Origin of the sequence: Phaeodactylibacter xiamenensis, from assembly GCF_965229835.1 — a bacterium.
In the GTDB taxonomy this organism is placed as follows: Bacteria; Bacteroidota; Bacteroidia; order Chitinophagales; family Saprospiraceae; genus Phaeodactylibacter; species Phaeodactylibacter xiamenensis.
In genome coordinates this window covers 7,278,154-7,305,153 of record NZ_OZ245931.1, presented here as the reverse complement: position 1 = coordinate 7,305,153, position 27,000 = coordinate 7,278,154, and the positions used below count along the sequence as shown (strand labels likewise).

Below are 27,000 nucleotides of genomic sequence, written 5' to 3'. Positions count from 1 at the left end.
AGATTACTCACCCCCGACCTCATCCCCGTTTTACGACCTCGTAGAGCGTCGCACCCTTCTTTAGTTTTAAAATCACCCACCCGCAAGTTAGGGCATACTCCCCAGAGCAGCCAGGGCTCAAAGTATATCCTAACGGCACTCCGCGCCCCGCCCACCGAAGCTCCAGGCGAAGGCTGGTAGCCCAGGACTGAACCAACGGCACTGCTCGCCCCTCTAAACTTTAAACTCTGGACGCTACACTTAAACCTTTACCCCCTCAAGACCGCCCCCACAGCACCGACCACCAAACAAATTTCGCTTTGAAAGTATTTTCTTTGTACATTAAAACGAAAAAAGCATGTTAACCATAGAATTAATAGACCCCAGAGCAAGAAGCTTACTGGACGAACTGGTAAAACTTAACCTTATCCGTATTCAGGAAAACCCCAGTTCAGATTTCCGGGATGCCTTACAGCGTGTCCGGGAACGAGCTGCCACCTCCCCACTGTCTGATGATGAAATCAGGGCTGAAGTAGAAGCCGTTAGAGCAGAACAGCATGGAAAAAGCAGCTCCTAAAAATACAATACTCGATACTAATCTATGGATCAGCCACCTCATTTCGAATAGCCTTGCCCATTTGGACCAACTGCTTATCGAAGGGAAAGTACGGCTGATTTTCAGCGAACAGCTTTTAGAGGAGTTTTTGATAGTCGTACGTCGTCCAAAGTTTCAAAAGTACTTTTCCGGGCCAGATATTGAAGCCTTGCTACGCACATTCTAAAGCTACGGCCGTATCGCCTCAGTTTTTTCCATTGTAGAAGTGTGCAGAGACCCTAAAGACAACTTTCTTTTGGCATTAGCAAAGGACAGTCAGGCAGACTCCCTTATTACAGGCGACCAAGACTTACTGGTTCTGCAAAAATTTGGTCACACGCCTATTCTTACCTATTCAGAATTCCTCACCTCTATTGACCTGCCGGAATAAACTACGTTTTTACTCCTACGCTCACCCTTCAGGACTGCACCAACGGCACTGCGCGCCCCCAAGCCACCGCCCCGGCAGACCCCGCCAAGGCTAAGGTTTAGGCTAAGGTTAAGGTTAAGGTTAAGGTTCAGGACCAACCTCCGTCCTCCAAGGGCACGGCCGCTTTGCGACCGCCTCCTGACGCCCCACCGACCGGCAACGCTCGCCCCAAGCCACCGCCCCGGCAGACCAACCCAAGGAGACCAACCACAGCCCATGCCCCATAGGGGCAAAATGTCGGTAACACCCAAGACCGCCCGTAGCCTCGTGCCGTAGGTACGAAATGTGAACGCCAAGGCCACACAGCTGGGCACTGCTTACAGAACGCCGGGGGAAGGGAGAGCCCCCGGCGTTCCGATTTCCCAAGCCTCACCGACCGGCACCGCTAGCCCCCAAGCCACCGCCCCGGCAGACCAACCCAGGAAGACGCCTCGACCGGCACTGCCCGCCCCAAGCCACCGCCCCGGCAGACCAAGCTCCGAAGACGCCGCCTGGTCCCCGGCATTGCAGCGTTTAGGGAAAATCGCGGAGGAGCGGCGTTCACGCAGTGACGTGGATACACTGTTTGAGCCCAAACGCCCAATCACCTGAAAAACCAGCATCATGCTATTCACCACGTACCCTAAACCCGCCCTGCACCAAGGCGAGTTTGTAGGCACGAGCCGCTCCTTCGCGATTTTCCCGTTAAGAACGATGCACAGCCGTGATTTTTGTTTCTTTTCATCCAGGAAAAGAAAATGCTAGATTTGCGCCAAGCCACCGCCCCGGCAGACCTAGCCCGGAAGACCAACCCTCGCTCCCCGGCATGAGACCGCAAACGGTCGACCCAAGCAGCCGTAGCCATGCCCTCAACCTCAACCTCGGTTCCGACCCCGCCAAAGACCAACCTCAACCTTCCCCAGGAAAAGCCAGGCACCGCCCCAGCTGAGGTTGAGGCTAAGGTTAAGGTTGAGCACCAGGCGCCGCCCCCCAAGGGCACGCCCGCTTTGAGACCACCTCCTGAAGACCAACCGACCGGCACTGCTCGCCCCGAAGACCCCGCCTGGTCCCCGGCCTTGCAGCGTTTAGGGAAAATCGCAGGCAGACGACGGTCACCCAGTGGCGCGGATACACTGTTTGAGCCCTATCGGATAAACATCGTTACAACAAATGCAACACATAACTAAAAATCCTTAATATTATATTCAGAAACCAAAAGAATCAGAAACTTGTTTAAAAGAAGTAATTTTGATCAAAACCAGAGATATGAAAACGGTAACACTTGATTCTTCAGAAGACCGATTTATAATTAGCATTGACAAAAAATCAATAAACAAAGACGCTTTACTCCAGTTTCTCGAGAACCTAAGACTGGAAGCTTTAGCTGATAAAGTTAATTTTGGAAAGGAAATAGAAGATTTGGGAGAAGAGATCAAAGGTGACTGGTGGCAATCAAATAAAGATAGGTTTATCCCCAAATCGGAACAATGAGAAAAGTAATCGTCGATTCAAATATTGTATTTTCAGCCCTTAGGGTGCAGCGTTCATTAACCCGAGATAAAATTCTGAATAGCCAGGATAAGTATTACGCTCCCAATTTTTTGATAGGTGAAATATTTAAGCATAAAGAAAGAATACTTAAGAAATCAAAAGCATCAGAGGAAGAAACGTTAGAATATCTTTTAAAGATTTTATAGTTCTCCAAAAGACTAGAACCAAATGGATAGGAACCAGATAATCAATAAAATAAGAGAGAACAGGGAGACCTTGGAGAAAAGGTTTAACATATCCCGAATAGGTCTTTTTGGAAGTTACTCGACCAATACTTTTCACAATGAGAGCGATATAGATTTGATTTATGATCTCAAAGAGGGTATAAGGTTAGGCTTTAAAGAGAGCTATGAATTGGAAGAATACATCAAAGAATTATTAGAAGTTGAGACGATAGATTTGGTCAACCACGAATATGTCAACCCAATTATTGAGGATGAAATCGACAAAACGGTGATTTATGTATGAGAAGAAGAATTTTACATACATAATGACGACGATCCTCGAGTCAATCGAGAAGATATTTTTATACACCGAATCTTTTGAAGACCCAGATCGTTTCTTTGAGGCAAATGAACAAATGAATTTCAATGCCAGCCAAATACTTCTATTGGTAATTGGCGAAGAAGTTAAGAAAATAGACAATAACCTAAAAGAAGAACATAAGGGTATACCTTGGCCCGAAATATCAAAATTGAGGAACAGGATTGCCCACGATTACAGAAGCATAGACCCAAATATCTCATTTGATATCATCAAGAATTATTTACCCAAATTGAAATCAGAACTCGTGAAGATGCTTGACAAAGTATCGTTTGAGAGCGCACTTCTGATAAAAACAGTAAATTCGAATCAATACAGACACCTAAAATATTTGATTGATGAAGAAGAATAGGAGTAAGCCACCCGGCGAAGGGACCGACTCCCCATAATTTATCCGTACGGACTTGTCCGTATGGATGTATACTGGCGTTTCAAACTACGTCGGACAGCGAGTGCGCCGGGCGTGCCTGCCACACCGACCGGCAATGCTCGAATCCCAAGACCTACCAATCGGCAACGCTCGTGTCCCCGCTATACACCAATAAACAACACAAAACCATTCCCATCCTGGCGGGGGTCGGGGGTGGAGATTCTAACTTTTCCGTCACAAAAAATAGCGCCACACCGACCAGCAACGCTCGCCCCAAGACTGCACCAACGACAACGCTCGCCACTTTTACATTTTTCAGTTTTACATTTCCGAAGCGCAGCAAGGCCCGTATGGGTACATTTCTCTGTTTTGCAGTTCCAAACCACAGCCAATGCCCCATAGGGGCAAAATGTAGGTAACCTCCAAGACTAGCCAACGACTCGTGCCGTAGGTACGAAATGTGAACGCCCGGAAACCCACCGACCGGCAACGCTAGTATTCCAGGACCACCCCAACGAGCACGCCCGGCGAAAGGACCGACTCCCCATAACTTGTCCGTATGGACGGGCCAGTAGTGGCGTATAAAACTACGTCGGACAGCGAGAGCGCTGGGCGAGACAGCCTCACCCACCGGCAACGCTCGCCCCCCAAGCCATACCCCCGGCAGACCCCGCACAGAAGACCAACCCCGGCTCCCCGGCATGAGACCGCAAACGGTCGACCCAAGCAGCCGTAGCCATGCCCTCAACCTCAACCTCGGTTCCGACCCCGCCAAAGACCAACCTCAACCTCCCCCAGGAAAAGCCCGGCACCAGAGCAGCCAACCCTCAAAGTATACCTAACGGCACGCCGCGCCCCGCCCGCCGAAGCTCCAGGCGAAGGCTGGTAGCCCAGGACTGAACCAACGGCAACGCTCGCCCCCCTAAACTCTAAACTCTAAACTTAAACCTTTACCTCTCAAGACCCACCCCAAGACCAAACCAAAACCCAAAAAACCCCTACCTTCACCCCCAAAACCACTCAAAGCAATGAAAGCCCACATCCTACTATACCTCCTGCTCCTCCTCCCCACCCTCACCTACGCCCAATACCAGCTCCTCCAGCTCAACCCCCAGGAACGCTACTGGCACGAAAACGCCCTCCTCCGCGACACCCATCAGCTCCACACCGCCATCCGCCCCTGGCGGCGCGATGAAGTAGACCCCTACAGCCGCAAAGGCGACCTCCTGCCCGACACCATCGTCAAAAAAGGCGGGCTCTGGGACTGGGTAGAACGCAAAGCCCTGTACGAAGACTTCATCCACTCCCGGGGCAAAGACCACTACTTCACCCTCAACCCCGTGGTATACTTCCGCGGCGGGCAGGACAGCGAAGGCGACTTCGACTACACCTACCGCAACAGCCGCGGCGCCCGCCTCGAACTGCAGCTCGGCAAAGTCTCCGCCTATACCACTTTGGTGGAAACCCAGGCCCGCCTGCCCATGCACGTACAGGCCTTCGTGCGCCAAAACCGGGGCGTAGTGCCCGGCTACTGGCTCTCCAAAAATTTTGGGGAAAACGCCCGCGACTACGCCTACGCCGCCGGGGAAGTCGCCTACACGCCCACCCCCAACTTCCACTTCCGCCTCGGCCACGGCAAGCAGTTCATAGGCGAAGGCTACCGCTCCCTGCTGATGTCCGACAACGGCGTCAACTACCCCTACTTCCGCATCGAGACCACCTTCTGGAAATTCCGCTACGTCAACACCTGGGCCATTATGAACGACCTCCGCGACAGCGTGATGGTCGGCAACATCTTCGCCAAGAAGTATATGTCCATGCACTACCTAAGCGCCAATATCGGCAAGCGCTTCAACCTCGGGCTCTTCGAAGGCATCATGTGGGGCGACGAGCTCAACCGCTACGGCTTCGACCCCAGCTTCCTCAACCCCGTGATCCTTTACCGCCCCGTGGAATACGCACAAGGCTTCGCCGGCGGCAACACCCTCATGGGCCTTCAGGCTTCCTACCACTTTAAGAATGGCATACTGGCTTACGGCCAAATGGCGATGGACGAGTTCACCTCCTCCGCCGTCTTCAACTGGAGCGAAGGCAGCTGGCTCAACATGATGGCCTGGCAGGCCGGGCTGAAATGGGGCGACGCCTTTGGCATCCGCAACCTCTTCCTCCGCGCCGAGTACAACATCGCCCGCCCCCACATCTACGCCCACCGGGAGATCCTCACCAACTGGGGCCACTATCAGCAGCCCCTCGCCCACCCCTGGGGCGCCAATTTTGAGGAAATGCTCGTCCGTGCCCACTACCGTATTGGCCGCTGGAGCTTCCTGGCCGCCTACCACCAGGGCCGTACCGGCCGCGATGCCCCCGGCGAAAACTGGGGCGGCGACATCTTCAAGTCCTTCGACATCCGCTCCGCCGACACCGGCGTCTTCGCCGTACAAGGCAACCTCGGCGACCTCACCTACCTGCGCGCTGAGGCCGCCTTCACCATCAACCCCCTTTACAACCTCGAAGTCCACGCCGGCTATCAGTCCCGCACCGAGACCAGCGAAGTCGGCGGCTTCCCCGACAGCCGCTGGGCGTACTTCGGCCTGCGCACCAACCTCTACACTTCTTATCAGGACTTTTAAGGCCGGGAGGCCCCGGGCAGGCCCTACCTAGGTCTTGGGAAGGCCCCGGGCAAGCCCTACCTAGGTCTTGGGAAGGCCCCGGGCAAGCCCTGCCTGGGTCTTGAGGAGGCCCCGGGCAGGCCCTGCCTAGGCTAAGGCTAAGGTTGAGGTTGAGGTTAAGGTTTCCGACTCCGCTAAAGCTACGTCGGACGGAGAAGGACCAGCCAGCGTCCTCCAAGGCCACGGCCGCTTTGCGACCGCCTCCCGGCAGGCCCACCGACCGGCAACGCTCGCCCCAAGGCACCGCCCCGGCAGACCCAGCCCGGAAGACGCCTCGACCGGCACTGCTCGCCCCAAGCCACCGCCCCGGAAGACCCCGCCCGGAAGACCAACCCTCGCCCCCAGGCAGGAGACCGTCTACGGTCGGTCCAGGAAGCCATCGCCCGGCCCTCAACCTCAACCTCGCAGAGACCTCGCCAAAGACCAACCTCAACCTCCCCCAGGAAAAGCCCGGCACTGCCCCGCCGAGGTTGAGGTTAAGGTTAAGGTTAAGGTTAAGCACCAGCCTGCGTCACCCAAGGGCACGGCCGCTTTGCGACCGCCTCCTGACGACCCACCGACCGGCAACGCTCGCCCCAAGACCCCGCCCCGGCAGACCAAGCTCCGAAGACGCCGCCTGGTCCCCGGCATTGCAGCGTTTAGGGAAAATCGCAGGCAGACGACGGCCACGCAGTGACGTGGATACACTGTTTGAGCCCAAACGCCCAATCACCTGAAAAACCAGCATCATGCAATTCCCCACGCCCCATTTTCCCACCACGCACCAAGGCGAGTTTGTAGGCGCGAGTCGTCTGCCTGCGATTTTCCCGTTAAGAACGATGCAGAGCCGTGATTTTTGTTTCTTTTCATCCAGGAAAAGAAAATGTAATATTTGCGCCCAAGCCACACCGACCGGCAACGCTCGAAAGTAACTGCCCACGCTGCCCCTCAATCCCCTAAAGGGGAAGAACCGCCCGCACCAAAACCCAATTACCCGTTTTCACCCCATTTCCCATCTTGGAAAGAAACCTTCATTAACAGCAAAGCGACCCCGGAACCACCGACCGGCACTGCCCGCCCCAAGACCCCGCCCCGGCAGACCAAGCTCCGAAGACCCCGCCCGGCCCCCGGCATTGCAGCGTTTAGGGAAAATCGCGGAGGAGCGGCGTTCACGCAGTGACGTAGATACACTGTTTGAGCCCAAACGCCCAATCACCTGAAAAACCAGCATCATGCTATTCACCACGCACCCTTAACCCGCCCTGCACCAAGGCGAGTTTGTAGGCACGAGCCGCTCCTTCGCGATTTTCCCGTTAAGAACGATGTCCCGGTATAACCGGGAATCTTTTGTTTCTTTTCATCCAGGAAAAGAAAATGTAATATTTGCCCCCAAGCTCCCGCCCCGGCAGACCCACCCAAGAAGACCAACCCTCGCTCCCCGGCATGAGACCGCAAACGGTCGACCCAAGCAGCCGTAGCCATGCCCTCAACCTTCTCCGGCTGACGTAGCTGAGCGCCAATATCCATCCGTCTGGACTGGCCCGTCCATACGGACAAGTTATGGGAAGGCAGGTTCATCCAGGAAAAGAAAATGTAATATTTGCGCACAAGCCACCGCCCCGGCAGACCCAGCCCGGAAGACCAACCCTCGCTCCCAGGCAGGAGACCGTCTACGGTCGGTCCAGGAAGCCATCGCCCGGCCCTCAACCTCATCCTCGCAGAGACCCCGCCAAAGACCAACCTCAACCTCCCCCAGGAAAAGCCCGGCACCAGAGCAGCCAACCCTCAAAGTATACCCTAACGGCACTCCGCGCCCCACCCGCCGAAGCCCCAGGCGAAGGCTGGTAGCCCAGGACTGAACCAACGGCACCGCTCGCCCCCCTAAACTTTAAACTCTAAACTTAAACCTTTACCCCCCAAGACCCACCCCAGACCCACCCCAAAAACCCAAAAACCCTTATATTCGCCCCACCAACAAAACAAACCACCACAACACCCCCATTAACTCATCCCCACAAAACAAAAACGTATGCCCAACAACAGCAACACCTACGTAGCCATCATGGCAGGCGGCATCGGCAGCCGCTTCTGGCCCGCCAGCCGGGAAGAACGCCCCAAGCAATTCCTCGACATCCTCGGCGTCGGCAAGTCCCTCATCCGCCTCACCTTCGAGCGCTTCCTGAAGCTCTGCCCCGCCTCCAACATCTTTATCGTCACCAACAAGCAATACGCCGGGCTCGTCAAAGAACACCTGCCGGAGCTCACCGATAATCAGATCCTCACCGAGCCCTCCCGCAACAACACCGCCCCCTGCATCGCCTACACCGCCTTCAAGCTGCAGGCCCTCAACCCGGACGCCAACCTCGTCGTCGCCCCCAGCGACCACGTCATCCTCAAAGAAGACACTTTCGTGGAAACCCTGCAGCAAGGGCTCGCCTTCACCGCTGCCAACGACGCCCTGCTCACCCTCGGCATCACCCCCACCCGCCCCGATACCGGCTACGGCTACATCGAAATCGACCCCAAAGCCCCCGGCGACAGCAACCAGCCCAAATCCGTCAAAGCCTTCCGCGAAAAGCCCGACCGCCCCACTGCCCAACAATACCTCGATAGCGGCAACTACCTCTGGAATGCCGGCATCTTTGTCTGGCGCGTCAGCAGCCTACTCAAAGCTTTCGCCGAAAACGCCCCCGAGATCCACCGCATCCTCGGCGCCGGCGCCCCCCACTACAACACCCCACAGGAGCAGGCCTTCATCGATGAGGCCTACCCCACCACCCCCTCCATCTCCGTAGACTACGCCATTATGGAAAAAGCCGGCAACGTCTTCACCATCCCCAGCGACTTCGGCTGGTCAGACCTCGGCACCTGGGCCTCCCTCCACGCCGAAAGCCCCAAAGACGATCAAGGCAATGTCGTACAAGGCAGCCCCATACAGCTCATCGACACCCAAAACACCCTCGTGCGCGCCCCCAAAGGCAAGCGCCTCGTCATCGGCGGCCTGGACGACTACATCGTGGTTGACGAAGGCGATGTCCTCCTCATCTGGCCCAAGTCCAGAGAGCAGGAGATTAAGCATTTGGTGGACAAGTAGGGCTGGGTGCGCAGGGCGGCCAGGGGAGGCTGAGGTTGGCCCAGGGGGCAGCCCTGCCAAGGTTGAGGCTAAGGTTAAGGTTGAGAACCAGCCTGCGTCACCCAGGGGCACGGCCGCTTTGCGACCGCCTCCTGACGGCACACCGACCGGCAACGCTCGCCCCAAGCCACCGCCCCGGAAGACCCCGCCCGGAAGACCAACCCTCGCCCCCAGGCAGGAGACCGTCTACGGTCGGTCCAGGAAGCCATCGCCCGGTCCTCAACCTCAACCTCGGCTCCGACCCCGCCACAGACCAACCTCAACCTCCCCCAGGAAAAGCCCGGCACTGCCCCGCCGAGGTTGAGGTTAAGGTTAAGGACCAGGCGGCGTCACCCAGGGGCACGGCCGCTTTGCGACCGCCTCCTGACGGCACACCGACCGGCAACGCTCGCCCCAAGCCACCGCCCCGGCAGACCCCGCCCCGAAGACCAACCCTCGCCCCCAGGCAGGAGACCGTCTACGGTCGGTCCAGGAAGCCATCGCCCGGCCCTCAACCTCAACCTCGCAGAGACCCCGCCAAAGACCAACCTCAACCTCCCCCAGGAAAAGCCCGGCACTGCCCCGCCGAGGTTGAGGTTAAGGTTAAGGACCAGGCGGCGTCACCCAGGGGCACGGCCGCTTTGCGACCGCCTCCTGACGGCACACCGACCGGCAACGCTCGCCCCAAGCCACCGCCCCGGAAGACCCCGCCCCGAAGACCCAGCCTGGCCCCCGGCATTGCAGCGTTTAGGGAAAATCGCAGGCAGACGACGGCCACCCAGTGGCGCGGATACACTGTTTGAGCCAATACGAACCATAACCTGAAAACCCGACATCAAGCTATTCCCCACGCCCCCTTAACCCACCACGCACCAAGGCGAGTTTGTAGGCGCGAGTCGTCTGCCTGCGATTTTCCCGTTAAGAACGATGCAGAGCCGTGATTTTTGTTTCTTTTCATCCAGGAAAAGAAAATGCTAGATTTGCGCCAAGCCACCGCCCCGGCAGACCCAGCCCGGAAGACACCTCGACCGGCACCGCTCGCCCACCAAGGCTAAGGTTGAGGTTGAGGTTTCCGACTCCGCTAAAGCTACGTCGGACGGAGAAGGACCAGGCGGCGTCACCCAGGGGCACGGCCGCTTTGCGACCGCCTCCTGACGGCACACCGACCGGCAACGCTCGCCCCAAGCCACCGCCCCGGCAGACCCCGCCCCGAAGACCAACCCTCGCCCCCAGGCAGGAGACCGTCTACGGTCGGTCCAGGAAGCCATCGCCCGGCCCTCAACCTCAACCTCGCAGAGACCTCGCCAAAGACCAACCTCAACCTCCCCCAGGAAAAGCCCGGCACTGCCCCGCCGAGGTTGAGGTTGAGGTTGAGCACCAGCCTGCGTCACCCAGTGCCACGGCCGCTTTGCGACCGCCTCCTGACGACCCACCGACCGGCAACGCTCGCCCCAAGCCACCGCCCCGGCAGACCCCGCCCCGAAGACCAACCCTCGCCCCCAGGCAGGAGACCGTCTACGGTCGGTCCAGGAAGCCATCGCCCGGCCCTCAACCTCAACCTCGCAGAGACCTCGCCAAAGACCAACCTCAACCTCCCCCAGGAAAAGCCCGGCACTGCCCCGCCGAGGTTGAGGTTAAGGTTAAGGACCAGGCGGCGTCACCCAGAGGCACGGCCGCTTTGCGACCGCCTCCTGACGGCACACCGACCGGCAACGCTCGCCCCAAGCCACCGCCCCGGCAGACCCCGCCCGGAAGACCAACCCTCGCCCCCAGGCAGGAGACCGTCTACGGTCGGTCCAGGAAGCCATCGCCCGGCCCTCAACCTCAACCTCGCAGAGACCTCGCCAAAGACCAACCTCAACCTCCCCCAGGAAAAGCCCGGCACTGCCCCGCCGAGGTTGAGGTTAAGGTTAAGGACCAGGCGGCGTCACCCAGGGGCACGGCCGCTTTGCGACCGCCTCCTGACGGCACACCGACCGGCAACGCTCGCCCCAAGCCACCGCCCCGGAAGACCCCGCCCGGAAGACCAACCCTCGCCCCCAGGCAGGAGACCGTCTACGGTCGGTCCAGGAAGCCATCACCCGGCCCTCAACCTCAACCTCGCAGAGACCTCGCCAAAGACCAACCTCAACCTCCCCCAGGAAAAGCCCGGCACTGCCCCGCCGAGGTTGAGGTTAAGGTTAAGGTTAAGGACCAGGCGGCGTCACCCAAAGCCACGTCCGCTTTGCGACCGCCTCCTGACGACCCACCGACCGGCAACGCTCGCCCCAAGCCACCGCCCCGGAAGACCCCGCCCGGAAGACCAACCCTCGCCCCCAGGCAGGAGACCGTCTACGGTCGGTCCAGGAAGCCATCACCCGGCCCTCAACCTCAACCTCGCAGAGACCCCGCCAAAGACCAACCTCAACCTCCCCCAGGAAAAGCCCGGCACCGGAGCCGCCAACGCTCAAGTATACCCTAACTGCCCAGCCACTTTAACCTTTAACCTTCTCCCAGCCGCAGCCACGCACACTTTATCCTTGTTCACTTCAGCCTAAACCCCACCCCCCAACCGCTCCAAGAACACCCCTTTCTTAGACTGCGCCACCGACAACTCCTTCCCATTCTTCAACACCACCGTGCCCCCCTTCCCCTTGATGTACCGCTGCACAAACGATAAATTCACCAGCGTAGACCGGTGAATACGGCAAAAACCCTGCGCCTCCAGCAACCCCTCGTAGAACTTCAGCTTGCGGCAGATCAGATGCTGAGCCCCCGAACTCAGGTAAAAGCGGGTGAAGTTGTCCGCCGCCTCGCAGTAGAGGATGTCAGCTGCCTCCACCACCTCAAAGCCATCAATCAGCGGCAGGACAAGGCGGTGCGGGCGGCCCTGCAAATGCTCCCGGAGCACCGCAGCCCGGACCAGGCGGTCCTGCTCCTGCAGCTGAGCACGCACCTTAGCCACAGCTGCAATCAGCTCATCAATATCAATCGGCTTGAGCAGGTAGTAGGCCGCGCTGAGATTGAGGGCAGGAATGGCGTACTGACTGTAAGCCGTGACAAAAACGATTTCAAAATCAATGGACTCCAGCTGATCCAGCAAGTCAAAAGCATTGCCGTAAGGCATTTCGATATCCAGAAAGACCAGTTGTGGCTGATGGGCCTCAATAGCCTCGGCAGCCGACTGAATATCCGGGCAGGTGCCCACCACTCTGACCTCCGGACAATACTTGCCCAGGTAACTTTGCAGGCTCTCGCGGCTGTCTTTTTCATCATCAACAATCAGTGCGGAAATGAGATCGGTCATAGGGGCAGGCTTAAGGTGACCAAAGTGCCGGGGTCTTCCTCCCCGGGCTGCAGGTCGGTAATCGACAGCTCGTACTGCTTATCGTAGAGGGTATTGAGCAGGGCCATACGCTGCTGGGTATTACTCAGGCCGGTGCTTTGGTATTGGGCCTGCCGCTTCGTCTTCACCGATCGGGAACGCGCACGGCCAATCCCGTTGTCAGCGATTTCAATCCAAAGTCGTTGCCCGGCGCCCGGACGGATGGACAGCCGGAGGTGCCCTTTGCCGGATTTGTAGCGGAGCCCGTGCCAGATGGCATTCTCCACAAAAGGCTGAAGGAGCATGGGCGGAATTTCCACTTCGGAAGTATTCAGCCCGGGCGCTTCCTCAATCTCGTACTCAAATTGCTCACCAAAACGGGCGTGCTCCAGCTTGAGGTACAACTTCAGCAGACGCAGCTCTTCCTCAAAGGGGATGAAGTCCTTTTGGCTGTACTCCAGGACCATCCGCATCAGGCGGGAGAAATCTGACAGGTACTTATTGGCAGCCCGCTCGTCTTGTTGCGCAATATAGTTGTTGATGCTGTTGAGGGCATTGAAGATGAAATGGGGGTTCATTTGGGTGCGCAGCGACTTCAGCCCCAGCAACTGATAGGCTTTTCGGCGCTCCTTTTCCTGCTTGCGCACCATGCCAAAGCCGATGCCCACCGCCAGCAGCAGCAACACCAGCAAACCGATGATCCAGCGTTGGGCCTGTAACTGATTGCGCAGCAGGTTTTGTTCGGTCTGCCGCAACAGAAAATCCTTCATAAAGAGGTCGACTTCCCCCTGTTCCTGCACGATGGCGATCTGCTGCTTCAGGGCTTTTTGCTGAAGCGCCAGGTTACGCTCATTGGCTTCGACGTATTCCTGATAGGCCGCTACTGCACTTTGGTAATCGCCCTGTTTGAGCTTGACTTCCGACCGGAATTTGTGCACCTCTGCCGCCCGGGAGGGGTCAACGGCAGGTGTCATCAGTTCATCGGATGCTTCGAGCACCTCCGCAGCGGCTTCCAAATCGCCTTCCTCCAGTTCCAGGTTGGCCAGTTGCAGCTGCTCCCGGAGCTTCACCTCAGGGGGCAGAGACCGCTTTTGCTGTTCTGAAAGGGTGCTTTGCGCCAGCTTTTTTTGTTCGGCCTTGTCCTCCACGGCTTCGTCCAGAGCGGTCTTAGCCTCCTCGATATACTGGTAATCCTCATAGTCCGGCACCTGTTCGGGCAACTGCTGAATGGAGGTGTTGTAAGAGGCCCGGGCATTGGTCAAATCGCCGGCATTGTCCAGAAAGTTGCGCGACCGCTTAGCCGACACCCGCGCCATACCGATGCTGTCCTGACGCACCACCAGTTCCTGATTGACGGTATTGTAAAGGGCTTCGCTCTCCTCAAAGGCACCGGCAGCCCGCTTGACATCTGCCAGCCCTTCCCGGCATTGCAGGTGAATGGCTTCTCCGGCGGGCAGGTCCAGGCACTGCTGAAAGCTCGTTCGCGCCGCATCGTACTGCCCCGTTGCCAGCTGCAGGCGCCCCAGCCGGTTTCGGTTGGCCGCCTGTTCGGGGGGATTGGCCAGCATATTCCAAAGCGGCATCGCCTGCTGATAACGGTTGAGGGCCAGGGAGGCCTGCCCGATATCTTCGTAAATCTGCCCCAGGAGCACATAGGCCCGGGCGCTCTGCCGGTAGTCCTGCGTGCCCAGGCTTTCCTGCAGGCTGCGGTTGAGCAGGCGGATGGCTTCCTGTGGGTCTGTGTACCGGCGGGCCGTGGCCTTTTCCAGATAGGTGGAATCACTGCGGGTTTTGCTACGGCTCAGGCTGCCGGACTGGGCGGTTGCGTTGACCGAAAGGATGAAAATCGCTGATAGGATCACTAAAAGGTCCAAGCAGATTTTGGTAACAGCAGAATGGATTATTTTAGTGATCATTTCGGATTTTTCACAAAATCAATCTGGGATCTGAAGCTATCTCTTTTTGTATATTTGATGAGGGTCTAATCAAAAGCAGCATTAAAACAAGAACTTTTTACAAACCTCACGTTAAATTTCAATCAAAAGCAAATCCAGATATTCCCCTTTTAAATGATTAAAGTCCTTGTCTGAAGAAATCAATCTGGAGTTAGTTACAGATGCCGTTGCAGCAATCCATAAGTCATTCTTACCCATATTTCTTGAAGAGTCTCCTAATCGTTTCTCTTTCAATTTTCCCTGGCTAAATGCATCAATTTCGCCATATCTTCTTATAATATCTCGTGAATTGATATCTGTTATCAAAAATTTCCTGAGAAATATTCGTAAGCTTTCTATTCGTCTTCGCCCCCAATTATTTCTCAGATATAAAGACTCCAATTCACCCAAAACAACTACAGATATCATAGCTGTATTATCGTCTCCCAAAGGATCATAATTCTTATCTAACCAATCCTTTTGAACATGATCCCTTAGGTAAATTAGGATGGCGTTTGTATCAAAGAAATAGTTCATCAAACAAGACTTAAACCATTCTAAGTAAATCCTCTATTGGCTCCTGAATATCTATTTCCTTTATCAACTGATCTACTTCTTCTTTATTGAAACCTTTATAGTTTTGTTCTAACTTCAATTGTTCAATATCTAACTCCTCCCTCATTGGTTTTACAATTTCCATAAGGATAGCATTTCCACTGGAATACTCCTTTAACAGCAACTCTAATTTATTCAAGACCTCTTCGTCTTGAAGACTTGTGATTTTTTCAATCAATTTGTATTTCTTTGTTTCAACGGTCATACCTCATTTTTTATCAATCAATAAGTTACGCTTAATTATCGGTTCTTACAATTCTATGTCTTGATTATCAACAAAAGTCAAAATCAATTGATTCCCGATTGCATTTACTCACCCACAACCTATATCCCATTCACACCTTCCTGAACAAAGATAAGCTTTCTCCAACTAACGCAATTCGGGAAGATTTGAGTATTAAACGGCCTTCCTAAAGCCGGGCGTCGCCTTCCCAAAGCCAAACGGGCCGTTGACCAAGTGGTGGTTTTTTCTCTTGTTTTTTTGCCGGAATATTGAGGAAAAACAATACGATATGAAAACATTCCGCATTTCCCCACGCTTGCTGACACTAAGTTTCCTGATCGCCGGGCTTGCCCTTTTCCACTTCCGGGCAGCGGCGCATTGGCTGGTATCCGGTTTGCCGGAAACCCAAACGGCAGTGGCTCCCCCGGACGACGGGCCACAGCGCATGCAGGTCGCCCTGCTTTTAGACACCAGCAACTCCATGGATGGGCTCATCGAACAGGCCAAATCCCAGCTCTGGAGCATCCTGGTCACCCTGAGCCAAACCCGCAAGGACGGCAAAGCGCCAAAACTGGAGATGGCGCTGTACGAGTATGGCAATGACAGGCTTCCTGCAGTTTCAGGCCATGTCCGGCAGGTCCTGCCTTTCACCAGCGATATGGACGAGGTTTCTGATGCCCTATTCCAGCTGACGACCAACGGCGGGCAGGAGTACTGCGGCACGGTGATCCAAAAGTCGCTGAGCAACTTAGGCTGGAGCAGGCACGAAAAAGCTGTCCGGATGATCTTCATAGCCGGTAACGAAGGGTTCAATCAGGGCGCCTACCCTTACCCTTCCGCCTGTACAGATGCACTGGAAAAGGACGTGATTGTGAATACCATTTTCTGCGGCGACTGCAACCAGGGCATTGAACTTCAGTGGAAAGACGGCGCAACGCGGACCGGCGGGCACTACAACTGCATCAACCAGAACGAGGTCACCACCTACATTGAGACGCCCTACGATGCCCGTCTGCAGCAGCTCAATGACTCCCTCAACCAGACCTACCTCCCTTTTGGGCAACAGGGGCAGGCCAAGCGGGAACTGCAAATCGCTCAGGACCAGAACGCCGGGCAGTACGGCCTGTCTAATGCCGCCAACCGCGCCACCTTCAAGGCTTCTTCCAGCTATAAGAATACTTCCTGGGACCTGGTGGATGCCTATCAGGAAGACGAAGCCGTTCTGGAGGAAGCCGAAGCACTGCCGGAAGCACTCAACGGCCTTTCAGAAGCCGAAATCAAAGCCAAGCTGAAAAACCTGGAACAGCAGCGGGCAGCAGTACAAGCTCAAATCCGGGACATCAGCCAGGAGCGGCAGGCCTATATCGATGCCCAGCGCCAAAAAGCCGGACAGGAAGCGGACTCCAACCTGGAAGCCTCCGTCCTGCAAGCCATTCGGGCGCAGGCAGCACAGAAAGGCTTTACGACGAAATAAAAACGAGGGCAGGGCCGCCCCGGCTGGGCTAAGGTTGCAGCCGGGGCAGGGCCCCGGCAGACCCCGCCAAGGCTAAGGTTGAGGTTGAGGTTGAGGACCAGGCTGTGTCACCCAGGGGCACGGCCGCTTTGCGACCGCCTCCCGGCAGACCAAGCGACCGGCACTCCGAGACCCACCGACCGGCAACGCTCGCCCCAAGACCCCGCCCCGGCAGACCCCGCCAAGGCTAAGGTTGAGGTTGAGGTTGAGGACCAGGCTGTGTCACCCAGGGGCACGGCCGCTTTGCGACCGCCTCCCGGCAGACCAAGCGACCGGCACTCCGAGACCAACCGACCGGCACTGCTCACCCCAAGACACCGCACCCGGCAGACCAACCACAGCCAATGCCCCATAGGGGCAAAATGTCGGTAACCTCCAAGCATAGCCAACGACTCGTGCCGTAGGTACGAAATGTGAAAACCCAGAGACACACCGACCGGCAACGCTCTCCCCAAGACACGGCCAGGAAGACCCCGCCCGGCCCTCAACCTCATCCTCGGTTCCGACCCCGCCAAAGACCAACCTCAACCTCCCCCAGGAAAAGCCCGGCACCGCCCCAGCTGAGGTTGAGGCTAAGGTTAAGGACCAGGCTGTGTCACCCAGGGGCACGGCCGCTTTGCGACCGCCTCCCGGCAGACCAAGCGACCGGCACTCCGAGACCAACCGACCGGCAACGCTCGCCCCAAGACCCCGCCCCGGCAGACCAACCACAGCCAATGCCCCATAGGGGCAAAATGTCGGTAACCTCCAAGCATAGCCAACGACTCGTGCCGTAGGTACGAAATGTGAAAACCCAGAGACACACCGACCGGCAACGCTCTCCCCAAGACACGGCCAGGAAGACCCCGCCCGGCCCTCAACCTCATCCTCGGTTCCGACCCCGCCAAAGACCAACCTCAACCTCCCCCAGGAAAAGCCCGGCACTGCCCCAGCTGAGGTTGAGGCTAAGGTTAAGGACCAGGCTGTGTCACCCAGGGGCACGGCCGCTTTGCGACCGCCTCCCGGCAGACCAAGCGACCGGCACTCCGAGACCAACCGACCGGCAACGCTCGCCCCAAGCCACCGCCCCGGCAGACCAACCACAGCCAATGCCCCATAGGGGCAAAATGTCGGTAACCTCCAAGCATAGCCAACGACTCGTGCCGTAGGTACGAAATGTGAAAACCCAGAGACACACCGACCGGCAACGCTCTCCCCAAGACACGGCCAGGAAGACCCCGCCCGGCCCTCAACCTCATCCTCGGTTCCGACCCCGCCAAAGACCAACCTCAACCTCCCCCAGGAAAAGCCCGGCACCGCCCCAGCTGAGGTTGAGGCTAAGGTTAAGGACCAGGCTGTGTCACCCAGGGGCACGGCCGCTTTGCGACCGCCTCCCGGCAGACCAAGCGACCGGCACTCCGAGACCAACCGACCGGCAACGCTCGCCCCAAGACCCCGCCCCGGCAGACCCCGCCAAGGCTAAGGCTAAGGTTGAGGTTGAGGTTGAGGACCAGGCTGTGTCACCCAGGGGCACGGCCGCTTTGCGACCGCCTCCCGGCAGACCAAGCGACCGGCACTGCTCGCCCCAAGACCCCGCCAGGAAGACCCCGCCCGGCCCCCGGCATTGCAGCGTTTAGGGAAAATCGCAGGCAGACGACGGCCACGCAGTGGCGCGGATACATTGTTTGAGCCAATACGCCCACACAACCTGAAAACCCGACATCAAGCTATTCCCTGCGCCCCCTTAACCCACCCCGCATCAAGGCGAGTTTGTAGGCACGAGCCGCTCCTTCGCGATTTTCCCGTTATACGCAATACGAAGTGGCTTGCGACATCGGCCACTGACGAAGCATAGCTTGTCAGGACAGGAGCAAGCCACTTCCCAGCGTAAATGCTGACCCTCCTGCCTTTAAGGTGATCAAAGCCCAAAGGCAACGGAACACGGGCATGCATTGAGTAGGTTTGCTGTGGCAAACCACTTAATCGTCAGTATAAGAACGATGTCCCGGTATAACCGGGAATTTTTATTTCCTCCGCCTGCCGTAGCTTAAGCGCCAGTATCCATTCGTAGGGACTTATCCGTATGGACTGGCCCGTCCATACGGACAAGTTATGGGAAGGCAGGTTCATCCAGGAAAAGAAAATGCCAGATTTACCCCAAGCCACCGCCCCGGCAGACCCAGCCCCGAAGACCAACCCTCGCTCCCAGGCAGGAGACCGTCTACGGTCGGACCTGGAAGCCATCGCCTGACTCTCAACCTCAACCTCGCAGAGACCCCGCCAAAGACCAACCTCAACCTCCCCCAGGAAAAGCCAGGAGCTGCCCCGCCGAGGTTAAGGTTAAGGTTAAGGACCAGGCGGCGTCACCCAGGGGCACGGCCGCTTTGCGACCGCCTCCTGACGACCCACCGACCGGCACTGCTCGCCCCAAGACACCGCACCCGGCAGACCCAGCAACGCCCCCCGGCAGGAGACCGTCTACGGTCGGTCCAGGAAGCCATCGCCCGGCCCTCAACCTCAACCTCGCAGAGACCTCGCCAAAGACCAACCTCAACCTTCCCCAGGAAAAGCCAGGCACCGGAGCAGCCAACGCTCAAAGTATACCCTAACAGCACTCCGCGCCCCGCTAGCCGAAGCCCTAAGCGAAGGCTGGTAGCCCGGGACTGAACCCACGGCAACGCTCGCCACTTTTACCCTCCTTCGTATCTACTTCAGCGGGCAGAGCATTTCCGAAGGCCGTATGGGTTACATTAAGAATTTTGCTGTTTCTAAGCGTAGCAAAGCCCGTATGGGTACATTTCCCCCAACCACCGCAAAAAACCAAGGCCAGCACTTCAAACCCCATAAAACCTAACAACCCAAACCCCACAACACCAAAAATTCCCTACCTTGCCAAAAACCAACCCACATTGCCATGAGCGACAAACTCAACCGCCGCGACTTCCTCCAAAAGTCCACCCTCGCCAGCGCCGGCCTGGCCGGATTACCCCTCACCGCACCCGGCTTTGCGCCCCTTCCCCAAAAAGAGCGTGACCTCCTGCGCGTCGGCATCATCGGCAGCGGGCTGCGCGGGCAATCCCATATCGACCTCCTCCTGCGCCGCAGCGACAGCACCGTAACCGCCATCTGCGATATCGACGACCGGATGATAAAGCGTACCCTCGACCTCTTCAAAAAGCACGACATCAAAGCTCCAAAGGTGTACAAGGGAGAACAGGCTTACCTCGAACTGCTCGAAGATGATACCGTAGATGCCGTCCTCATCGCCACTCCCTGGCGCTGGCATACCCCACAGGCCGTTGCCGCCATGCAGGCCGGAAAGTACGTAGGAATGGAAGTCAGCGGTGCCTTCTCCATCGACGAATGCTGGCAACTGGTCAATACGCACGAAGCAACCGGTACGCCCCTCTTTTTTCTGGAAAACGTCTGCTACCGCCGCGATGTGATGGCAGTGCTGAATATGGTGCGCCAGGACCTCTTCGGAGAACTCGTACACCTGGAGTGCGGCTATCAGCATGACCTGCGCGGAGTGAAGTTCAACGACGGAGAGACCGCCTACAACAGCGGCGTGGAATTTGGAGAAAAAGCCTTCAGTGAAGCCCGCTGGCGCACCCGCCACTCCGTCCACCGCAATGGTGACCTCTACCCCACCCATGGCATTGGCCCGGTCGCCCAGTACATCAACATCAACCGTGGCAACCGGCTGTTGTACCTGACTTCCACGTCCACCAAGTCACGGGGGCTGCACGAGTACATCGTTAACCACCCCAAGGGCGGGCCCGATCACCCGAATGCCAGTGTGCGGTTTGAGCTCGGTGACATTATCACCACCGTTGTCAAAACCGCCAAGGGCGAAAGCATCATCATCAGCCACGATACCAATCTGCCCCGCCCCTACTCTCTGGGCTTCCGGGTACAGGGCACCAAAGGCTTATGGATGGATGTCAATGATTCCATCTACCTCGAAGGTATAAGCCCCGGCCATCAGTGGGAACCGGCAGCAAGCTACCTGAAAAAGTACGACCACCCGCTCTGGCAAAAGCACGCCAATGATGCCGAAGGCGCCGGCCATGGCGGCATGGACTGGTTCCTGGTCAATGATTTCGTCCTCAGCGCCCGAAATAACACCCCACCACCTATCGATGTGTACGATGCCGCCACCTGGCTGGCCATCACTCCCCTTTCGGAGCAGTCCGTGGCCTCCGGCAGTCAGCCGCAGCCGGTGCCCGACTTCACCCGGGGCCGGTGGATGGTTTGGGAGAACCGGTTTGGGCAGGTGGGATAATGGGGTGCATCATTGCCAGGGCAGCCCGGGCCCAGCCGGGGTTCAGGTTGGTCCCGGAGCAGTCCGGGACGAGGTTCAGGTTGAGGTTCAGCACCAGGCAAGCCCGCCAAGGCTAAGGTTGAGGCTAAGGTTAAGGTTTCCGACTCCGCTAAAGCTACGTCGGACGGAGAAGAACCAGCCTCCGTCCTCCAGGGCCACGCCCGCTTTGCGACCGCCTCCTGAAGACCAACCATCGCCAATGCCCCATAGGGGCAAAATGTAGGTAACCTCCAAGACTAGCCAACGACTCGTGCCGTAGGTACGAAATGTAAAAACCCGTAGACACACCGACCGGCACTGCTCGCCCCCAAGCCAACGCCTGGCAGACCAACCCAGGAAGACGCCTCGACCGGCACTGCTCGCCCCAAGACCCCGCCCCGGCAGACCAAGCTCCGAAGACGCCGCCTGGTCCCCGGCATTGCAGCGTTTAGGGAAAATCGCGGAGGAGCGGCGTTCACGCAGTGACGTGGATACACTGTTTGAGCCCAAACGCCCAATCACCTGAAAAACCAGCATCATGCTATTCACCACGCACCCTTAACCCGCCCTGCACCAAGGCGAGTTTGTAGGCACGAGCCGCTCCTTCGCGATTTTCCCGTTAAGAACGATGCACAGCCGTGATTTTTGTTTCTTTTCATCCAGGAAAAGAAAATGCTAGATTTGCGCCAAGCCACAGCCCCGGCAGACCCAGCCCGGAAGACACCTCGACCGGCACCGCTCGCCCACCAAGGCTAAGGTTGAGGTTGAGGTTGAGCACCAGCCTGCGTCACCCAGTGCCACGGCCGCTTTGCGACCGCCTCCTGACGACCCACCGACCGGCAACGCTCGCCCCAAGACCCCGCCAGGAAGACCCCGCCTGGCCCCCGGCATTGCAGCGTTTAGGGAAAATCGCAGGCAGACGACGGCCACCCAGTGGCGCGGATACATTGTTTGAGCCAATACGCCCCACAACCTGAAAACCCGGTATCAAGCTATTCCCCACACCCCATTTTCCCACCCTGCACCAAGGCGAGTTTGTAGGCGCGAGTCGTCTGCCTGCGATTTTCCCGTTATACGCAATACGAAGTGGCTTGCGACATCGGCCACTGACGAAGCATAGCTTGTCAGGACAGGCGCAAGCCACTTCCCAGCGTAAATGCTGACCCTCCTGCCTTTAAGGTGGTCAAAGCCCAAAGGCAACGGAACACGGGCATGCATTGAGTAGGTTTGCTGTGGCAAACCACTTAATCGTCAGTATAAGAACGATGTCCCGGTATAACCGGGAACTTTTTGTTTCCTCCGCCTGCCGTAGCCTTTGCGAAGGCAGGTTCATCCAGGAAAAGAAAATGCCAGATTTGCCCCAAGCCACCGCCCCGGCAGACCCCGCCCCGAAGACCAACCCTCGCTCCCAGGCAGGAGACCGTCTACGGTCGGACCTGGAAGCCATCGCCTGACTCTCAACCTCAACCTCGCAGAGACCCCGCCAAAGACCAACCTCAACCTCCCCCAGGAAAAGCCCGGCACTGCCCCGCCAAGGTTGAGGCTAAGGTTAAGGTTTCCGACTCCCCATAACTTGTCCGTATGGACCTGTCCGTATGGATGGATATTGGCGCTAAAGCTACGTCGGACGGAGAAGAACCAGCCTCCGTCCTCCAGGGCCACGCCCGCTTTGCGACCGCCTCCTGAAGACCAACCGACCGGCAACGCTCGAAAACAACCGCCTACACTGCCCCTCAATCCCCTAAAGGGGAAGAACTACCCGCACCAACACCCAATTACCCATTTTCACCCCATTTCCCATCTTGGAAAGAAACCTTCATTAGCAGCGAAGCGACCCCGGAACCACCGACCGGCAACGCTCGCCACTTTTACATTTTTCAGTTTTACATTTCCGAAGCGCAGCAAGGCCCGTATGGGTACATTTCTCTGTTTTGCAGTTCCAAACCACAGCCAATGCCCCGTTAGGGGCAAAATGTAGGTAACACCCAAGACCAACCATCGCCTCGTGCCGTAGGTACGAAATGTAAAAACCCGGAGGCCCACCGACCGGCAACGCCCGCCCCCAAGCCACCGCCCCGGCAGACCCCGCCCCGAAGACCAACCCTCGCTCCCAGGCATGAGACCGTCTACGGTCGGTCCAGGAAGCCATCGCCTGACTCTCAACCTCAACCTCGCAGAGACCCCGCCAAAGACCAACCTCAACCTCCCCCAGGAAAAGCCCGGCACTGCCCCGCCAAGGTTGAGGCTAAGGTTAAGGTTTCCGACTCCCCATAACTTGTCCGTATGGACCTGTCCGTATGGATGGATATTGGCGCTAAAGCTACGTCGGACGGAGAAGCACCAGCCTGCGTCACCCAAAGCCACGGCCGCTTTGCGACCGCCTCCCCTTTGCCCCAGGCACAAAAAAAACTGCAGCTCAGGTCAAGCCCAAACTGCAGTTCCAACCTAAAAAATAAAATCTAACCTACTGCCGCACCACCTTCAGCACCTCCCGGTAGCCATCTTCGGTGAAGACCTCCAGAAAATAAAGCCCGGCGGGCAGTGACGCAGCATTCCAGTCCAGCTCCGTCTCCCCCTCCATTATAGGCTGCCGGGCGATCAGCTGCCCAAACTCGTTAAGCAGCGTCGCCTGCCCTTCCGCAACAAGAGGCCTGCTGAATTGCAGGGTAAACGCATCCCGGACCGGATTAGGCAGAATGCCGGCTTTGATAACCGGAGCTGATTCCGCTGTCCACTCCATCGTATTGGGCATAGCCAGACTGCCGCCCTGACTCAGGTAGCGCACTTCGCCAATAACGGCGGTTGCATTGCCAAACGGGTCGGTAGAGAAGACCGCCAGGCCCATTTCCACACAATTCGACATCGGCAGGTAGGCCTGATGAAAGAGCACCCAACTGCCACCGCTGCTGTTGCGGTAAAACGCCCGGAGGAGATCACCCTGACGGGTCAGGCGTAACCACTCAGGAAAGGACGCATAAGAAGTATTGCTGCTCCTTGGCCCGTTTTGAGTGTAACGGATTTCCCTCCGCAGCAGATTCGTCAGATTGGAATAGACCGCATACATCTTGGAACCCGGGTCGCTGCTTTCCCGGATCATCAGCCCGGCGTAGCCGCCAACAACGTCCCGGATGCGGGCCTGAATACCACCATCGCCGCAAAGAGGTACGCTGGCAAAAGCCAGGTTATCGGAATCCTGAGGAATGAGGTTATAGCCTCCAGTGCCAATGGTGAAGTCGCCAAGATCAGGGTTGTCATTGATACATGGGTCATATTCATAAAAGCTGCCATCACCCTGATCACCGATGTCGTTGGCGGTCCATTCCGGGGGCAGGGCGGTGCCGATTTCTACGGTGACCATTGCGGTGCATTGGCCGGTATTGCCGCTGGGGTCCTCAATCGTTACCACTACCGGGAAAGTCTGATAAGCATCGTCACAGGTATAGGTGACGCCCGGAAAATCTACGGAAGCGATGCTGCAGTTGTCACTACTGTTGATGGCATCGTAAATGTCGCTTTGCAGCAAAGTGTACAGGCCATTGGGCTGCAGTTCTACCGTGGGGTCAAAGCAGACCGGAACAGGCTTGATGTTGTCTTCCACCGTCACTGTCGTATTGCAGGTGCTTAGATTACCATTGACATCGACCACGGTAAGGGTTTCCAGGTTACTGCCCACCTCGGCACAACCAAAACTGGTCTGGCTGAGGGAAACAGACTGAATACCACAGGCATCGCTGGAACCGTTGTTTACAGCAGCGGCAGTAATAGAGCCATTGCCGTTTGCGTTGAGTTGCACAGTTACATTTTGGCATTGGGCAGAGGGTGGAATATTATCTTCAACGGTGACCGTCAGGAAACAGTAGCTGATATTCCCATCAAGATCGGTAATCGTCAGGAACTCTGTATTCTCACCGACTTCGGCACAGGTAAAGCTGGTTTGGCTGAGGACCAGGGGCTGCAGGCCTCCACAGGCATCATAGGAACCATCATCGACTGCTGCTGCCGTGGTGGAGCCATTGCCATTCACATCAAGCTGTACCGTTACATCCTGGCAACGGGCAACGGGTGGGACGTTGCTGCCATCATCCAGGCAACCGGCATTCATCACATAATTGCGCATCACATTGCCGGGCTGTGTCCCCATACCGTTGGTCATATTAAATGTACCGTGGTTACGGCTATCGAAGTAGCTCATAATAGTGGGGAAGACATTAAGCTTGTAGGGCTCCTCCAGGCAGGCCCCTCCTTCCGCATCTTCATACGGATTACCACCAGGGCTTACATTCCCATAGTCGTCTATGGTCGTACCATCGCCATTCCAAACGCAGGCATGAGTATGGCGGGAATTCAGGTTATGCCCGATCTCATGCGTCAGCACTTTTACAAAACGGGAATACATGGTCCAATCCAGTATTGGAGAGCTGCCGCCCGCTCTGGTCAGTGCGTAGGAATCAGAGGTGCAGAGCCCATCAAAAAAGGCAATGCCCCCACCTCCGGTAGCCGAAACGGTAGTTCCGGAAATCAGCTGTGCCAGGTCACCCGGCCAGCCGGCACCAGTCGAATTGTAATAATCCCGAAACTGATTGCGCTGAGTTTCCGAATCCGCACCTTCATCAAAGGCGTTGTCATTTGTGTCCCAGATAAAAATTCCGGACGTCACCATATTGATGCTCTCAGCCGTATAAATGGTCATTGTTTGAGCAAAAACAGCAGTTAACCGATTGGAGGTCTCTGTGACATCAGACCCGCAAACGGTGTAGTAGGAGAAATCAGCAACCAGGTAAACCTGTATTACTTTACAACCGTTTCGGTTGTCACTTACTCCAAACAGCTGATCATCGGTATAATCAGGGAGGTCTCTGCCTTCTGTTTCGGTATGGCATTCGAATTGCAACAATTGCTTTTTGAGTCGTTCTGCCAGGTCAACCGTCCGGTAAAGGATGTACCGGTCTGCTTTATCGTTCAATTTGGCGAGCTCATAGCTATGCCGGCCATCGCTGAACACGGCCACGAGTTCTTGCTCATAGACACTGACGGTCACCAGCGAACCGGAGTGGCCGGCCACGACACCTTTGTAGTGCACTCCAAGGTCAATATCACTTGTACGGCTGCCACTACTTGTTTCCAGTTTAAAGCCTTCAGCGAAAATATTGATTTTACCAAGGTGCAGCTCAAGGCTGTTGCCATTGGTAAGCGGGATATCAATGTTAAAATAGTTGGGAGCCGCCTCCCGCAAGGCCTTTAATTCCTCCAAATCAATGGTAAGCAGGGTTCCTTCTGTTACTTGTTTGTAGGCTTTCTCAGCCGGTTCAGGTTTGGAGTCACCAAATAAGTCGAAGGTGGGCTTTTGCTCCTGTCCAAAAGTCGGCATGGTACAGAATCCGAATAACAGCAATAGAAAAATCGGTCTCATAAAAATGGGTTTCGATGGTTTAAGTAATATCGTATGCTACGGCAAGGCTAAGGCCAGCCGAGCGGGTAAAGGTTGAACTGTATCGTACAGGCCAACGCCCAAAATGCTATCTACGGCATAGGGAGGAATATGCTCAATAGGAGTAGAGCCCAACTGCGCTAACGAACAGTAAGGCAGAGACTGTTATGCTGGAAATGAGACGGTCTTAATACTCAGTAATAAATGGAGGGTGTTTTTGCTTTCGGTTGCCCTGACCGCACGGTGCGTTTTCACTTCCGGACCTATGCTTTAGGGGCAAAGATGCTATCAAACAGAAAAATCAGGAGTATTAAGGAAAAGGCAGATGAAAAATAAGAATTTTTGCTTCTGTCTACCTGTACTGAAGGTCATTCAGGTAGACAGATTGGCAATTTTTGCGGAGGCAAAGGGCAATGGGTGACATGGTAAACAGATGTTTTTGGGATCAATTGGCAGCCCAACTTACTTTAAGCATAAAATTTGCTTTAAGCGCA

The 27,000-nt window shown here is 56.5% G+C and carries 18 protein-coding genes and 1 pseudogene; 13 read left to right on the top strand and 6 right to left on the bottom strand.

What is annotated here, in order from left to right; translation table 11 throughout:
• Positions 1-337 precede the first annotated feature (337 nt).
• From ACO08I_RS28050 to ACO08I_RS28000, 11 genes and pseudogenes are all read left to right on the top strand, one after another.
• Positions 338-556 (top strand): hypothetical protein, encoded by a 219-nt coding sequence (locus ACO08I_RS28050; protein WP_350178116.1) that lies wholly within the window; start codon positions 338-340, stop codon positions 554-556.
• A pseudogene (locus ACO08I_RS28045) lies at positions 537-965 on the top strand (putative toxin-antitoxin system toxin component, PIN family). Before ACO08I_RS28050 ends, ACO08I_RS28045 begins: the two are co-directional and overlap by 20 nt.
• 844 nt (positions 966-1,809) lie before the next feature.
• On the top strand, positions 1,810-1,932 hold the full coding sequence (locus ACO08I_RS28040) for a hypothetical protein (RefSeq protein ID WP_421947791.1): 123 nt from the start codon (positions 1,810-1,812) through the stop codon (positions 1,930-1,932).
• A gap of 317 nt (positions 1,933-2,249) precedes the next feature.
• Positions 2,250-2,474: a hypothetical protein gene (locus ACO08I_RS28035; protein ID WP_044224330.1), complete on the top strand. Its 225-nt coding sequence runs from the start codon at positions 2,250-2,252 to the stop codon at positions 2,472-2,474.
• Positions 2,471-2,680, top strand: a complete 210-nt coding sequence (locus ACO08I_RS28030; RefSeq protein WP_421947790.1) for a PIN domain-containing protein — start codon at positions 2,471-2,473, stop codon at positions 2,678-2,680. Before ACO08I_RS28035 ends, ACO08I_RS28030 begins: the two co-directional genes overlap by 4 nt.
• Before the next feature lie 22 nt (positions 2,681-2,702).
• Positions 2,703-3,002: a nucleotidyltransferase family protein gene (locus ACO08I_RS28025; RefSeq protein WP_044224327.1), complete on the top strand. Its 300-nt coding sequence runs from the start codon at positions 2,703-2,705 to the stop codon at positions 3,000-3,002.
• Entirely contained in the window at positions 2,995-3,429 is a 435-nt protein-coding gene (locus ACO08I_RS28020) for a DUF86 domain-containing protein (protein WP_421947789.1), read from the top strand. The genes ACO08I_RS28025 and ACO08I_RS28020 overlap by 8 nt, the downstream gene beginning before the upstream one ends.
• A 719-nt stretch (positions 3,430-4,148) precedes the next feature.
• Positions 4,149-4,289, top strand: coding sequence for a hypothetical protein (locus ACO08I_RS28015; RefSeq protein ID WP_421947788.1), 141 nt, complete (start codon positions 4,149-4,151; stop codon positions 4,287-4,289).
• Between the two features lie 186 nt (positions 4,290-4,475).
• On the top strand, positions 4,476-6,077 hold the full coding sequence (locus tag ACO08I_RS28010; RefSeq protein ID WP_421947787.1) for a hypothetical protein: 1,602 nt from the start codon (positions 4,476-4,478) through the stop codon (positions 6,075-6,077).
• Between the two features lie 230 nt (positions 6,078-6,307).
• Entirely contained in the window at positions 6,308-6,832 is a 525-nt protein-coding gene (locus ACO08I_RS28005) for a hypothetical protein (protein ID WP_421947786.1), read from the top strand.
• Between the two features lie 1,292 nt (positions 6,833-8,124).
• Entirely contained in the window at positions 8,125-9,189 is a 1,065-nt protein-coding gene (locus tag ACO08I_RS28000; protein ID WP_421947785.1) for a mannose-1-phosphate guanylyltransferase, read from the top strand.
• A 2,551-nt stretch (positions 9,190-11,740) separates the two neighbouring features.
• Here the strand turns inward: ACO08I_RS28000 and ACO08I_RS27995 are convergent.
• The 4 genes from ACO08I_RS27995 to ACO08I_RS27980 all read right to left on the bottom strand — a co-directional run bounded on the left by ACO08I_RS27995 (position 11,741) and on the right by ACO08I_RS27980 (position 15,265).
• A complete protein-coding gene (locus ACO08I_RS27995; RefSeq protein ID WP_282776852.1) occupies positions 11,741-12,493 on the bottom strand; it encodes a LytR/AlgR family response regulator transcription factor in 753 nt (250 codons plus the stop codon).
• Positions 12,490-14,385, bottom strand: a complete 1,896-nt coding sequence (locus ACO08I_RS27990) for a histidine kinase (RefSeq protein WP_421947784.1) — start codon at positions 14,383-14,385, stop codon at positions 12,490-12,492. Before ACO08I_RS27990 ends, ACO08I_RS27995 begins: the two co-directional genes overlap by 4 nt.
• A 153-nt stretch (positions 14,386-14,538) precedes the next feature.
• Positions 14,539-14,982: a type II toxin-antitoxin system VapC family toxin gene (locus ACO08I_RS27985; protein WP_421947783.1), complete on the bottom strand. Its 444-nt coding sequence runs from the start codon at positions 14,980-14,982 to the stop codon at positions 14,539-14,541.
• Positions 14,983-14,992: 10 nt separating this feature from the next.
• Positions 14,993-15,265: a hypothetical protein gene (locus ACO08I_RS27980; protein ID WP_282776846.1), complete on the bottom strand. Its 273-nt coding sequence runs from the start codon at positions 15,263-15,265 to the stop codon at positions 14,993-14,995.
• A 307-nt stretch (positions 15,266-15,572) separates the two neighbouring features.
• On the opposite strand from ACO08I_RS27980, the gene ACO08I_RS27975 reads away from it, so the two are divergent.
• Together ACO08I_RS27975 and ACO08I_RS27970 are read left to right on the top strand one after the other, a co-directional pair.
• Positions 15,573-16,757 (top strand): VWA domain-containing protein, encoded by a 1,185-nt coding sequence (locus ACO08I_RS27975; RefSeq protein WP_421947782.1) that lies wholly within the window; start codon positions 15,573-15,575, stop codon positions 16,755-16,757.
• 2,932 nt (positions 16,758-19,689) lie between these two features.
• A complete protein-coding gene (locus ACO08I_RS27970) occupies positions 19,690-21,060 on the top strand; it encodes a Gfo/Idh/MocA family protein (RefSeq protein WP_421947781.1) in 1,371 nt (456 codons plus the stop codon).
• An 87-nt stretch (positions 21,061-21,147) separates the two neighbouring features.
• On the opposite strand, the gene ACO08I_RS27965 is transcribed toward ACO08I_RS27970, so the two are convergent.
• Positions 21,148-21,618 (bottom strand): hypothetical protein, encoded by a 471-nt coding sequence (locus ACO08I_RS27965; RefSeq protein WP_421947780.1) that lies wholly within the window; start codon positions 21,616-21,618, stop codon positions 21,148-21,150.
• A gap of 1,924 nt (positions 21,619-23,542) precedes the next feature.
• A complete protein-coding gene (locus tag ACO08I_RS27960; protein ID WP_421947779.1) occupies positions 23,543-26,488 on the bottom strand; it encodes a M12 family metallo-peptidase in 2,946 nt (981 codons plus the stop codon).
• Between the last annotated feature and the right edge of the window lie 512 nt (positions 26,489-27,000).